Source organism: Mesorhizobium sp. (assembly GCF_004962245.1).
Classification (GTDB): Bacteria; Pseudomonadota; Alphaproteobacteria; order Rhizobiales; family Rhizobiaceae; genus Mesorhizobium.
Genome location: NZ_SUHQ01000010.1, coordinates 155308 through 167775 on the forward strand (window position 1 = coordinate 155308; position 12468 = coordinate 167775).

Below are 12468 nucleotides of genomic sequence, written 5' to 3' on the forward strand. Positions count from 1 at the left end.
CATCATCCTTTCACCGCGCCGGCGGCGATGCCACGCACGAAGAGCTTGCCGGAAATGAAGTAGACGACGAGCGGTACGAGGCCGGTCAGGATGGTGGCGGCCATGTTGACGTTGTATTCTTTCACGCCTTGCACCGAGTTGACGATATTGTTGAGCTGCACCGTCATCGGATAGGTGTCGGGGCGGGTGTAGACGACGCCGAACAGGAAGTCGTTCCAGATGCCGGTCACCTGCAGGATGATGGCGACGACGAAGATCGGCAGCGACATCGGCAGCATGATACGGAAATAGATGCCCCAGAAGCCGGCGCCGTCGACGCGCGCCGCCCGGAACAGCTCCTCCGGCATCGAAGAGAAATAGTTGCGGAACAACAGTGTCAGGATCGGCATGCCGAAAATGGAATGGACGATCACCAGACCGCTGAGGCTGCCGTAGAGGCCGATTTCGCGCAGGATGATGACGATCGGATAGATCATCACCTGATAGGGGATGAAGGCGCCGACGATCAGGATCACGAAGAAAGTGTCGGCCCCCTTGAAGCGCCAGTTGGCAAGCGCGTAGCCGTTCACGGAAGCGATCGCGATCGACAGGATGACCGACGGAATGGTGATGCGCACCGAATTCCAGAAACCGCGCGAGAGCCCGTCGCAGTTGAGACCGGTGCAGGCACTGGACCAGGCCTTTACCCAAGGCTCAAAGGTGATCTCGAGTGGCGGTGAGAAGATGTTGCCGAGGCGTATCTCCGGCATGCCCTTGAGCGATGTCACCACCATCACGTAGAGCGGCAGGAGATAATACAGCGCCACCACGATGAGCGTGCCATAGAGGAAGATGTTGCGGCGCGAGAACACATGCCGCGGCTTCGGCCCCCGCGGCCCGGATGCCTCAAGCCTGATAGCGCCCGTAGCGGCAGGCAGGGAAACGGCATGGTCAGACACGCTTCTTGCCTCCGAATTCAAGATAGGCCCACGGCACGATGACGACCACCACCGACAGCAGCATCATGGTCGAGGCGGCGAAGCCCTGGCCGAGGTTCTGGGCGAAGAACATGTAGTCGTAGACATATTTGGCCGGCACTTCAGAGGCGATGCCGGGACCGCCGCTGGTCTGGGCGACGACTAGGTCGTAGACCTTGACGATACCGGCAGCGATGATGACAAGCGCGGTGATGAAGACCGGTCGCATCATCGGGATGATGATGAAGAGATAGGTCTTCCACATGGGTATCCCATCCACCCGCGCGGCCTTCCAGATATCCTCGTCGATGCCGCGCAGGCCCGCCAGCATCAGGCACATGATGAGCCCGGTGCCTTGCCAGAGCGCGGCGATCAATATGCCGTAGATGACGATGCTGGAATTGTAGAGCGGATCGAAGTTGAAGCTTTCCCAGCCGAGACCGCGCACCACCCCCTGGATTCCGAACTCCGGGTTGAGCAGCCACTGCCAGACAAGACCGGTGACAATGAAGGAGAGCGCGAACGGATAGAGGAAGATCGTGCGGAACGTGTCCTCGAAGCGGATCTTCTGGTCGAGCAGCGCCGCCAGCATGAAGCCGATCACGAGAGAGAACACCAGCGACAGCACGCCGTAGACCAGGAGGTTCTCAATGGAAATCAGCCAGCGCGGCGTCGACCAGAGCCGATAATACTGGTCGAGCCCGACGAAGTTCAGCCGCGGCAGGAGCTTCGAATTGGTGAAGGAATAGAGCACCGTCCACGCGCTGCCGCCGACGAAGATCACCAGTGCGGTGAGGATCATCGGAATCGAGGCGACCTTGGCATTAAGGTTGCGGAAGAGTTGGTTGGGGCGTTCGCTCTTGCTCATCTGCTCAGCCGGGCTGGATCGGGTAAGGGCGGAAGGGTCAGGACCCTGACCCTGAGCTCCCGGCCCCGCGGTCGCGGGCCGGGAGCGAGCGGTTCGTCGATCGTCAGTCCGCCGAAGCGACGATATCGGCGAAGCGCTTCTGCGCCTCTTCCACGGTCATGTCCGGCTTGGCGAAGAACTCGGAGAAAAGGTCCTCCTTCTGCTTTTGCGTGTCCTGCGACAGCAACTGGTCCGTCCAGGGCATGACGCTGCCCTTGGCCAGGATGTCGAGCCCTTTCTTCATGCAGTCATTCGCCGCTTCGAGGTCGACATCGCCGCGCACCGGCAGCGAACCCTTCTTGAGATTGAAGGCGACCTGCGTCTTGGGATCGAGCAGCGTTTCGGCCAGCGCTTCCTGCGCCTTGGACTTTTCAGCGTCCTGCAGCAGCGGGAAGTAGAAGGCGTCGCCGCCGGTGGCGATGACCTCGTTCAGGCCAAGGCCGGGAAGGCACGTATAGTCCTTGCCTGCGGTCTGGCCGGCAACCTGGAACTCGCCCTGTGCCCAGTCGCCCATGATCTGGCCGCCGGCCTTGCCGGCGATGACGAGATTGGTGGCCTGGTTCCAGTCCTGCACATTGGTGTTCTTCGCCATCTTGCGGGCATCGTCCGCGGCCTTGAACACCTTGGCGACCTCGGGCCCGGCGGCGAATTCAGCGTCCTTGTCGCGATAGACCTTCAAGAAGGTGTCCGTGCCGCCGACCGCCGTAAGCAGCACGTCGAAGGCGCCCGAGGACTGCCAGGGCTGCCCGCCGACCGCAAGCGGTATGATGCCTGCCTTTTCCAGCGCAGGGGCGGCTGCGACATATTCATTCCAATTCTTCGGCACCGGGACACCGGCCTTTTCAAAGGCCGCGTTCGACAGCCACAGCCACTGCCAGGAGTGAATGTTGACCGGCACGCAATAGATCTTGCCGTCGAGGGTACAGCCGTCGAGCAGGCTCTTCGGCTGCACGATTTCCGTCCACTTGTCCCTGGTGGCGAGATCGGTCAAGTCGCGCATCAGACCGGCCTGCACCAATTCTTCCGCTTGCCGGCCATGGTTGAACTGGGTGGCGCCCATGGGGTCGCCGCCAGTGATGCGGCTGATCATGATCGGCCGCGCCGTGCCGCCGGAGCCGGCAATAGCGCCGTCGATCCAATGATTACCCGTCGCGTCGAACGCCTTGGCGAATTCGGCGACCGCCGCCGCCTCGCCGCCCGAAGTCCACCAATGGGTGACTTCCAGGTCCGTCGCTGCCGCCGGGCCGGCAAATGGCAGCGCGGTTGTCACTGCCAGCGCAGCAGTCAAGAATTGGTATCGCATTTCGGCTCCTCCCAGAATCTGAAACGTTACAGATTTTCGATAAGGCAATTACGAAGGGTACGCAACCCCCGAATGGGAGCCGCTCAAGATTTTTTCGAGCCACAAACAAATTCGCCCACGCAATTGCCTTCTGTTGCAGCGCAACAAGACAGGTCGCATTGCAAGAACGACGCTGCAATGCGTGGAATTCGGCGAAATCTTGTTCTTCGGACAAGCCTTTGCCGGCGCTCCAACGACTGGCATCGAATGAAGCTTCGCTGGCGCGGAAGTAAGCTTTCCATCAGCCGCTGCGCGATGACAAGTGACAATCTGTAACGTTTCAGGATATAGGGTGTTCATCAGGCGGGGTCGCGGACGAGCCGCGATCCGCCGATTGCCGGCCTGCACGGCAACTGCTATGCGCCTGACGAGCGGGATGAATGGATAGACAGCAGACGGAAAAGGACGACGAGGCGTCGGAACAGGGCCGGCCGACATTGAAGACGCTTGCCTTCATGACCGGGCTGGGCGTCACCACCGTGTCGCGGGCGCTGAAGGACGCGCCCGAAATCGGCGCCGAGACCAGGCGGCGCGTCCAGCTCGTCGCCAAGCAGATCGGCTACCGGCCCAACCGTGCCGGCGTGCGCCTGCGAACCGGCAAGACCAACGTCATCAGCCTCGTGCTCAAAACCGAGCACGAGATCATGAGCTTTGTCTCGGACATCATCTACGGCGTCTCGGAAGTCATCGCCGGCACGCCCTATCACCTGATCGTCACGCCCTATTCACGCTCGCAGGATCCCCTGGACCCGATACGTTACCTGGTGGAAACCGGCTCCGCCGACGGCGTCATCATCTCGCGCACCCAGCCGAATGACCCCAGGGCCCGCTACATGCTGGAGCGAGGCATCCCCTTTGCCACGCACGGCCGCACCGATATGGGGCTGATCCACCCCTATCATGATTTCGACAACTACGCGTTCGCGGCCGAGGCTGTACGCCACCTGGCCGGCATCGGCCGCCGCAGGCTGGCTCTGCTGGCGCCGCCAGTCGCACTGACCTATCACCGCCATGCGCTGAACGGCTTCACCGATGCGCTGAGCGAGGTCGGCGCCAGCGAGATCCCGTTCAACACCGTTTCGATCGACCACTCGATCGAGCAGATCAGGATGAGGACCGCGCAGGTGATGCGCCGCGACGTCAGGCCAGACGGCTTCGTCAGCAGTGCCGCCGCCGCGACGCTCGCCATCGTCGCCGGCATCGAGGACGCCGGCCTCAAGCTCGGCCGGGACGTCGACGTGGTGTCCAAGCAGTCGTCGGACCTGCTGCATCTGTTCCGCAGGGAACTGCTGGTCGTCAACGAGGACTTCCGGCTAGCCGGCGCCGAGCTCGCCCGCTCCGTGCTGGGCTGGATCGGCGGCGCGGCACCCGGCTCACTGCAGAGCCTGAGCGTGCCGACCGAGGTCCTGGCCTATCGCCGCTCTACACCCGATTGACCCAAACCAGTCAGCCGGCAGCACCGCTTCCCCAAGGGCCATGGAACGCGCCCGGCCCGTCGATGCGCTCGAAGCCGTGCGCGCCGAAGAAATCGCGTTGTGCCTGGATCAGGTTCGAGGTGCCGCGGCCCTGGCGGTAGCTGTCGAAATAGGCGAGCGCGGACGACAGCGCCGGCACCGGCGAACCGGCCTCCGACGCTCTTGCCACGATGCGTCGGAGCGACGGATGCGCCTCCTGCATCATTGCAATGAAAGCCGGCGCCATCAGCAGATTGGTGGCCGCCCCGCCCTTGCCGAAGGCTTCCGCCATCGTGTCCAGCAATTGCGAGCGGATGATGCAGCCGGCCCGCCAGATCTTGGCGATGACCGGCATCGGCAGGTCCCAATTGAATTCCTTCGACGCGCCGCTCATCACCGCGAAGCCTTGCGCATAGGCTGATATCTTGCCGGCGAACAGCGCCAGTTCGAGATCGTTGAGAAGCGCGTCCCTATCTCCGGAAATCTTGGTCACGCCGCCATTGCCATAGGCCTTTTCGGCGGCCAGGCGCTCGTCCTTGATCGACGACAGGACGCGCGCCGCCACCGCGGCCTCGATCGCGGTGGCCGGAATGCCGAGCTGCTGCGCCTCGATGACCGACCATTTGCCGGTGCCCTTCTGGCCGGCGCGGTCGAGGATGATGTCGACCACCGGCTTGCCGGTCTTCGGATCGTCGGCGGCCAGCACCTTGGCGGTGATCTCGATCAGATAGGAGTTGAGCCGGCCCTTGTTCCAGCCGGCAAACACCTGTGCGATCTCCTTCGGCCCCATGCCCAGGCCGTCGCGCAAGATGCCGTAGATCTCGGCGATCATCTGCATGTCGGCATATTCGATGCCGTTGTGGATGGTCTTGACGAAATGCCCCGCGCCATCGGTGCCGAGCCATGCCGCACAGGGCTCATCCCTGAATTTGGCCGAAATGGCAGTCAGTACCTTTTCGACACGTTTCCAGGACTCTTCCGTGCCGCCGACCATGATCGACGGTCCATGGCGCGCGCCCTCCTCGCCCCCGGACACGCCCATGCCGATGAAGGTGAGACCCGAACCGGCAAGCTCGGAGAAGCGCCGCATGGTGTCGCGGAAATTGGCGTTACCGGCATCGATGACGATGTCGTTGGCCGACAGCACGCCGCGCAGTGCCGCGATCTGGTCGTCGACCGGCTTGCCGGCCAGCACCATGATGATGATCGGCCGCGGCGGCCGGATGGCGGCGGCGAGTTCCTCCAGGCTGTAGCAGGGCACAACCATGTCCTTCAGCGCCCCGGCATTTTCGACGAAGGCGTCGGTGCGCGCGGCAGTGCGGTTGAAGACGGCGATGCGGTGGCCCTTCTCGGCGATGTTGAGCGCCAGGTTGGAGCCCATCGTGCCAAGGCCGATCAGGCCGATTTCGGCTTTTTCCATCGTTTCTTCCCTGCTTTCGGATCTTTTGTTGAGGCGGTGATTTGTGGCGATGCCCATTCTTCCCGGGATGCCCTTCTTGCCGAGATGATTGACGGGCCTTCAAGGCCGCGTCAACCGCCTCGCCGAATTGTGTTGCGCAGACCGCTGGCTGGTCCTTATGGCCTGATGTCGATGGGCGCCTCTATCTTCACGATCTCGAAATCCGAGACGAGGATATCGAGCCGCACCGTCCATCGGCCGGGAACCGGGATGACGAGATCGTCGACGCGCCAGGTCCCGTCGCCTGGCTTTATCGCCGCGCGCTTGATCGGCTCGATGCCGGAGTCGGGTTTTGACAGCACCAGCGTCACTTGGCTTGCGTCGAGCGGGCCGAAATCTCCGGTCATGATGATCATCGAGGCGGCAACCGGCCCAACATGGCCGGGCGTGATGCTGAGGTCGGCCATCGCCTTCGGCGTGTGGATATGGATCGATGCCGGCTGCGCTGCCGCGATCGCCAGGGCGCGTGGCGGCGGCGTGAAGCGCCAGCCGGCAGCAACGCCGAAGATCGCCAGAACGATCAGCATTTCAATGCCGATCGAGCGGACCAGCCTCCGCTGCACTTCCGTCTCTCCCGCTTCGGCCGGACGGGTGAGTTTCCAGCGGTTGGTCGCGGCGAGCGTGAACAGAAAGAACAGCAGCGCCAGCTTGACCAGCAGCAGCCGGCCATAGGCGGTCCCGAGCAACGCTGCGGGCGCCTGCACCTGGATGATAGCCAGCACGATGCCGGTGGCCGCGAGCACGGCCACGACAGGCAGGATCGTGTGGGAAAACCGGCGCAGGAAAGCCGCGGCCTCGGCTGGTTTCCGCCTTATGGCGAGACCGAGCGGCGCCAGCGCCCCGGCCCAGAAGGCGATGCCGGCGCCGTGCAGGAACACCATCGGACGCGTCAGCCATTGCGGTTCGGCGGCACTTGCGTGCCCACTGGCGGCAAGGGCGGCACCGACACCGGTCAAGCCGGCAAGGGCAAACAGTTTTGCGCCCCCGCGCGGCCCGACCAGCGACAGCAGGCCAAGCCCGAGCGCCACCACCGCGATCAGCGCCGTCCAGCCGAAGCTGGTGGCGAGCCCGGCCTGCCAGACGCCGGGCTGAGCCAGTCGGGTAAGCGGCGCACCGAGCGCGTCCAACCCTTGCAAACCGAGCGACAAGGGCGCAGCAGCGAGGCCGCACAGGATCGCGGCGATGACGAAGCGCCGGCCGGTACGCCCGCCTTGCGCCAGCCAGGCTATGGCAAAGGCGCCGCCGACGCCGAGAAAGAGGCCGGCATAGAGAAAGACCTTGGCGACCCAGATCGCCGACCGCAGATCTAGGTCGACAGCTTCGGAGACGGCCGGCGCGGCACTCGGCGCGCCGATGGAAAACAGCACCGAGCCGCCGACCGGATGGCCGTCGGCGGAAATCACCCGCCAGCTCAGCACATGCGTGCCGGATCCGAGCATTTGCGAATTGTCGATCTCGACCGTCTGGCCATTGAGCCGAAAGGACGTCAGCGGAACCGCCGTCCCGTCCGGCCGCACCAAGGTCAGGACCAGCGGCGAAGCCGGCTCACTGAAAGTCAGCGAGAAGTGCGCGGGGCTTTGTCCCAGTACCGCGCCATCGGCCGGATCGGCTGTGACCAGCGCCGCATGCGCAAAGGCCTGATTTGGCGCGGCAATCGCTGCAAGCAGCATGATCGCAGCCAGCAGGCCAGCGGCAAGCCGACTGGCGCCTTTACAGGCCGTGCAGACCGCCCGTTGTAAGGATGCAGCACTCATGTCACCGCCACAAAGGCAGCGGCGCGCTCTTTCGAACAAGGCGCGCCGCCAAAGATCATTCCCGAGGTACAAGCTTGATGCCAGGCGCCGGAGACTCCAGCGAATCCTCATCCTGGCCGGACGCCGGAATCTCGATCCAGCGTTCGGCAACGCCGTCGCATTCCTGCACCACCGGGAAGTAGAGCGTTTGGCCGGCAGGCAGATCCGCCGCCAGTGTCGCGCGGAAGATGAATTCTTCGTAGAATTCGTCCGGCAGGCTGCCGCCGCTCCAGTCCACTTCCTTGACGCCTGATGTCACCGCTTGACCATGGAGCTGGTAGGATTTCTCGTATTTGCCTTTCTTGACCTGCAGCGTCCAGCCCGGCTTCGGCATCGGCTTCACCGAAATCACCCCTTCCGGGATCTGCACGCGCACAGCGGTCGTCGCCTTGCCGTCGCAGCCATGCGGCACGCGCAGGACCGCCTTGTAGGTCGAACCGACCGCCGCCTCCTGCGTTTCGAACGTGACGTGGGCGAAGGCCGAGCCCGTCCCCAGGACGAGTGCGCCGGCCGACAAAAGATACCTGTTCATGATGGTCCCTCAAATTTCGAATTGTGCGGATCTGGCCGAGTCAGTTGGCGTGATCGTCCATGCCACCCGTTGCGCCGATGCCTTCCACGGCGAAGTCGACGGTGACGGTGCCGGCCTTCTCGAAGGTCAGCGCGGCGGAAAATTTTTCGCCTTGCTTCGGTTGCCGTTTCAGCCCGACGAACATCAGATGATAGCCGCCGGGCGCCAGCGCGACCTTGCCGCCGGCCGGAATTTCAAGGCCACCGGTGACCGGCCGCATGGTCATGACGCCATCGCTCACGCCCATCTCATGCAGTTCGGCCTTGGCCGAAATGTCGGAGGAGATCGACAGCAAGCGATCCGGCGAACTGCCGGTGTTGGTGACGGTGAAATAGCCGCCGGCCACTTTGGCGCCGGGCGGCGTAGCGCGCGACCAGGGATGAACGACCTCGAGGTCGCCGACCTTGAATTCATGCGCGAAGACGGCCTGGACGCTGACGAACAGGAGGGCGAGGACGAACACGGTGATGCCGAGACGCTCCTCGAAGTGGCGCAGGAAGGGGCTGTTGCGGCCGAACCGCGCGCGGAAAGAGTGAGACATGATAGCTCCAAGAACTGAGAGATCGCGCCGGTGGCCGGTCGCGAACAGTTTCGATTGTGAATGAACGCGCCCGCGAAAGGTCTCCGCAAGGCGGGCTGGAACGAATCAGGCCGTCGCCGGCGGCGCGCGCGGATTCGACGGAGAGCGGTCGCGGGTGAAATCGAGGTGCCGGAACACCGGGAGCACAAAGGTGACGGCTTCGACGGAAAAAATGCCGGACACCGTGCCGGCAGCGGGCGGCGGCGCGTAAGCAGCGGAGGCCACGCCGCAGCCAAGCACGCAGCAAGCCGGCATGTGCTGCCGGTGCGGATCGCCGTCGGGAAGCTGGCCCGCGCCCTCCTGGGCGCAGATGACATTGCCGAAAGCGTCGAGTTGCGAAACATTCGGGCTCAAGCCGAAGGCGAATGCGCCGAGTGCCGATTGAAGCAGCAGCAAACAGGCCGCGGCAAACGCGGCCGGCATGCTCCATCGTCTCCGCCGGATGCTCAAAGACCTGCCTCTTCACGCAGCAACGCTCAGATATCTAGCACGGGCCCGGCGCGTGGAAAATCGCCAAATCGCTGCTGCGGCAACGCGGCACTGTCAATGCATGTCACCCAAAAGCATGCCCTCGGTCTTGAACCGAGGGTGCGCAGCGGTTTTCGAACAACGACATGCACAAGAACAGGAACTTAAGGCGCCTCGCATGTTCAGACGCGACGCGCTTTAAGTCCGTTGCGGCTGTAAACCCTCGGGGATCGAGGTCAACAGCGTATGGCGCGCCGATTTCAGATGCTTGCGGCAGGCGGCGTCGACTTTGCCGAGATCGCGCGATTTGAGCGCAGCGATATAGGCCAGGTGTTCCGTGACCGCGACTTCATTGCGCTCGCGCTCCTGCGCCTTGTTCCATTGGTAGTGGTAGTGGAAGATCATGGCGATCACGTCGTAGAAATCGACGATGAAGCGATTGTGCGACGCGCGGTGGATCAGCCGGTGAAAGCGCTCGTCGAGCTCGGAGAATTCGTTGAAGCGCGTAGCGATCTCGCGCGCCAGCAGGCGATGCTCGTCCTCCAGGACGTCGAGGTCGGCCCAGACCGGGCTGTCTTCCGGCAAGGCGGCGAAGGCGGCGGCCGAGCGCAGTTCGAACATCTCGCGGATTTCAGTCAATTCCAGCGCGAAAGCGCGGGTAAAACCCTTCAGCACCCAGTGGCTGTTGCGGCGTTTCTCGATCAGCCCGAAGCGGGAGAAGCGGATCAGGAACTCGCGCACGCTGGTGGTGCCGACGCCGATCTCGCGCGCCAGTTCGAGCTCGTTGATCTGCATGCCGGGCTCGGCGCCACCCGCGAGCAGCCGCCGCATGAAGGAGCGCTCGATGATCTGCGACAGCGTGTCCGTCTCTTCCTCGGGGAAGAAATCGTCCTGCCGCGGTGCGCGCAAAACCGTCTTGCTGCGTTTGTTCCAGGCGATCAGCCCCGTCTCTTCCATGCGCGCAAGGATGGTACGGATGGTCGTGCGGCTGACGCCGAGCAGCGCGCCCAGCTCTGGCTCCGACGGCAGGCTGTTCGTTTCGTCGAGCAGCCGCAGACCGCGATTGTAGGCGTCCTTGTAGACGTTGTTGCTCTTCGACATCCCCTGCCTCGTTGCGCGCCGGCGCTTGCGGCGGCCGGTTTAAAGCGCGATATGACAGATGCTCCTAGCGCATGCCCCCAAGAAGCGGAATCGCTTTTCGAAGTCAGGCTTGGTTCCAGTGTCCAGTCGTCTGCGCATCCATAAGAACGCGCGGCGTCGTCATGAAAAAACAATTGACGCAAAACTGTTTTTTCACGATAAAAGACATTAACTGTTAACAGACGCGTGTCAATCCGCTCGCGTATCCCAGGAACACCCAGGAAACTGCCCGTGAACGCCGCAAACAGCATTCTTCTGTCTCCCGCCGACAATGTCGCGGTCGCCAATGGCCGCATCGAGATCGGGACGGTGCTGCCAGGCGGCGCCGTTGCCAAGGCGCTGATCGAACCCGGCCACAAGGTGGCGATCAAGCCGATCCCTGCCGGCGAGGCTGTGGTCAAATACGCCCAGGCGATCGGTCGGGCCACGCAGGACATCGCGCCCGGCGAACATGTCCATTCGCACAATCTGGTCTTCGAGTCCGGGCGCTTGCCGGTGGTGCCGCCAAGCGAGGCCGAGCATGCGACGGAGGCAGACCGCGCCCGCACCTTCATGGGCTACCGTCGCGCCGACGGCCGTGCCGGCACGCGCAACTTCATCGGCATTCTCGCCAGCGTCAATTGCTCGGCCACCGTTTGTCATGCCATCGCCGACGAGGCGAACCGCACGCTTCTGCCCAAATATCCGGGCATCGACGGCTTCGTTCCCATCGTCCACGGCCAGGGCTGCGGCATGAGCGCAACCGGCGACGGCATGATGGTGCTGCACCGCACGCTTGCCGGCTATGCCCGCCATCCGAATTTCGGCGGCGTGCTGATGGTCGGGCTCGGCTGCGAGGTCAACCAGCTTACCCTCTACGGCCAGAAGGGCGTCGCAGCGGGAAAACGCCACTTCAACATCCAGGAAGCCGGCGGCTCGCGCAAATCGGTGGAGAAGGCCATGCTGGTGCTGGCCGAGATTGCCGAGGAGGTCGGCAAGCTTGAGCGAGAGCCGATCCCGGTCAGCGAGATCGTCGTCGGCCTGCAATGCGGCGGCTCCGACGGCATGTCCGGCATAACAGCCAATCCGGCGCTGGGCGCCGCCGTCGACATCCTGGCCGGCGTCGGCGGCATCGGCATCCTCTCCGAGACGACGGAAATCTACGGCGCCGAGCATCTGCTCGCCTATCGCGCGGCGACCCCGGAGATCGCCGCCAAGCTGGACGGCTATGTGAAGTGGTGGGAGGATCATGTCGCCAAGCATGGCGCCTCCATCGACAACAATCCGTCGCCCGGCAACAAGCGCGGCGGCCTGACCACCATCCTGGAGAAATCGCTTGGCGCGGTCGCCAAGGGCGGCCAGACGCCGCTCAACGGCGTCTTCGGCTACGCCGAGAAGGTCACCGGCCACGGGCTGGTGTTCATGGACACGCCCGGCTACGACCCGGTCTCCGCCACCGGCCAGGTGGCCGGCGGCGCCAACGTCATCGTCTTCACCACCGGCCGTGGCTCCTGCTTCGGCTGCCGACCGACGCCTTCGATCAAGGTCGCCACCAACTCGACCATGTATCACGCCATGGAAGAGGACATGGACGTGAATTGCGGCGTCATCGCCTCGGGCGAAAAGACCATCGCCGGCATGGGCCGCGAGATCTTCGAACTGATCATCGAGACGGCTTCCGGCCGCAAGACCAAGAGCGAGGAATTCGGCTACGGCGACAACGAGTTCGTGCCCTGGCACCTCGGAGCGACCCTCTAGAGCCGACCACTAGCCGACAAGGACAATAGACAGGCCGGACAATGGCCGGTGGGAGGCTTCG

11 protein-coding genes are annotated in these 12468 nt (G+C 63.7%); 2 read left to right on the plus strand and 9 right to left on the minus strand.

Annotated features, from left to right (window positions below; genetic code table 11):
- Window positions 1-2: 2 nt before the first annotated feature.
- The 3 genes from E5X88_RS13150 to E5X88_RS13160 form a co-directional block, all read right to left on the minus strand.
- On the minus strand, window positions 3-938 hold the full coding sequence (locus E5X88_RS13150) for a carbohydrate ABC transporter permease (RefSeq protein ID WP_292161799.1): 936 nt from the start codon (window positions 936-938) through the stop codon (window positions 3-5).
- Window positions 931-1824 (minus strand): carbohydrate ABC transporter permease, encoded by an 894-nt coding sequence (locus tag E5X88_RS13155; protein WP_292161800.1) that lies wholly within the window; start codon window positions 1822-1824, stop codon window positions 931-933. The genes E5X88_RS13150 and E5X88_RS13155 overlap by 8 nt, the downstream gene beginning before the upstream one ends.
- Window positions 1825-1927: 103 nt before the next feature.
- Complete coding sequence (locus E5X88_RS13160) at window positions 1928-3166, minus strand: ABC transporter substrate-binding protein (protein WP_292161802.1); 1239 nt, start codon at window positions 3164-3166, stop codon at window positions 1928-1930.
- Between the two features lie 419 nt (window positions 3167-3585).
- Here E5X88_RS13160 and E5X88_RS13165 point away from each other — a divergent pair, with 419 nt between their 5' ends.
- Window positions 3586-4641 carry a LacI family transcriptional regulator gene (locus E5X88_RS13165; RefSeq protein ID WP_292161803.1) on the plus strand — a complete coding sequence of 352 codons (1056 nt, stop codon included), beginning with the start codon at window positions 3586-3588 and terminating at the stop codon, window positions 4639-4641.
- Window positions 4642-4651: 10 nt separating this feature from the next.
- Here the strand turns inward: E5X88_RS13165 and gndA are convergent, their stop codons facing one another.
- The 6 genes from gndA to E5X88_RS13195 form a co-directional block, all read right to left on the minus strand.
- Window positions 4652-6079, minus strand: a complete 1428-nt coding sequence (gene gndA, locus E5X88_RS13170) for an NADP-dependent phosphogluconate dehydrogenase (RefSeq protein WP_292161805.1) — start codon at window positions 6077-6079, stop codon at window positions 4652-4654.
- Window positions 6080-6234: 155 nt separating this feature from the next.
- On the minus strand, window positions 6235-7872 hold the full coding sequence (locus E5X88_RS13175; protein WP_292161807.1) for a copper resistance CopC/CopD family protein: 1638 nt from the start codon (window positions 7870-7872) through the stop codon (window positions 6235-6237).
- A 55-nt stretch (window positions 7873-7927) separates the two neighbouring features.
- Window positions 7928-8443, minus strand: coding sequence for a YcnI family protein (locus E5X88_RS13180; RefSeq protein WP_292161810.1), 516 nt, complete (start codon window positions 8441-8443; stop codon window positions 7928-7930).
- Between the two features lie 40 nt (window positions 8444-8483).
- Entirely contained in the window at window positions 8484-9023 is a 540-nt protein-coding gene (locus E5X88_RS13185) for a copper chaperone PCu(A)C (RefSeq protein WP_292161813.1), read from the minus strand.
- A 105-nt stretch (window positions 9024-9128) separates the two neighbouring features.
- Window positions 9129-9485 carry a DUF2946 family protein gene (locus E5X88_RS13190; protein ID WP_292161815.1) on the minus strand — a complete coding sequence of 119 codons (357 nt, stop codon included), beginning with the start codon at window positions 9483-9485 and terminating at the stop codon, window positions 9129-9131.
- A 243-nt stretch (window positions 9486-9728) separates the two neighbouring features.
- Window positions 9729-10631 (minus strand): GntR family transcriptional regulator, encoded by a 903-nt coding sequence (locus E5X88_RS13195; protein ID WP_292161817.1) that lies wholly within the window; start codon window positions 10629-10631, stop codon window positions 9729-9731.
- A gap of 270 nt (window positions 10632-10901) precedes the next feature.
- Between E5X88_RS13195 and E5X88_RS13200 the strand changes: the two genes are divergently transcribed.
- Entirely contained in the window at window positions 10902-12407 is a 1506-nt protein-coding gene (locus E5X88_RS13200; protein WP_292161819.1) for a UxaA family hydrolase, read from the plus strand.
- Window positions 12408-12468 lie beyond the last annotated feature (61 nt).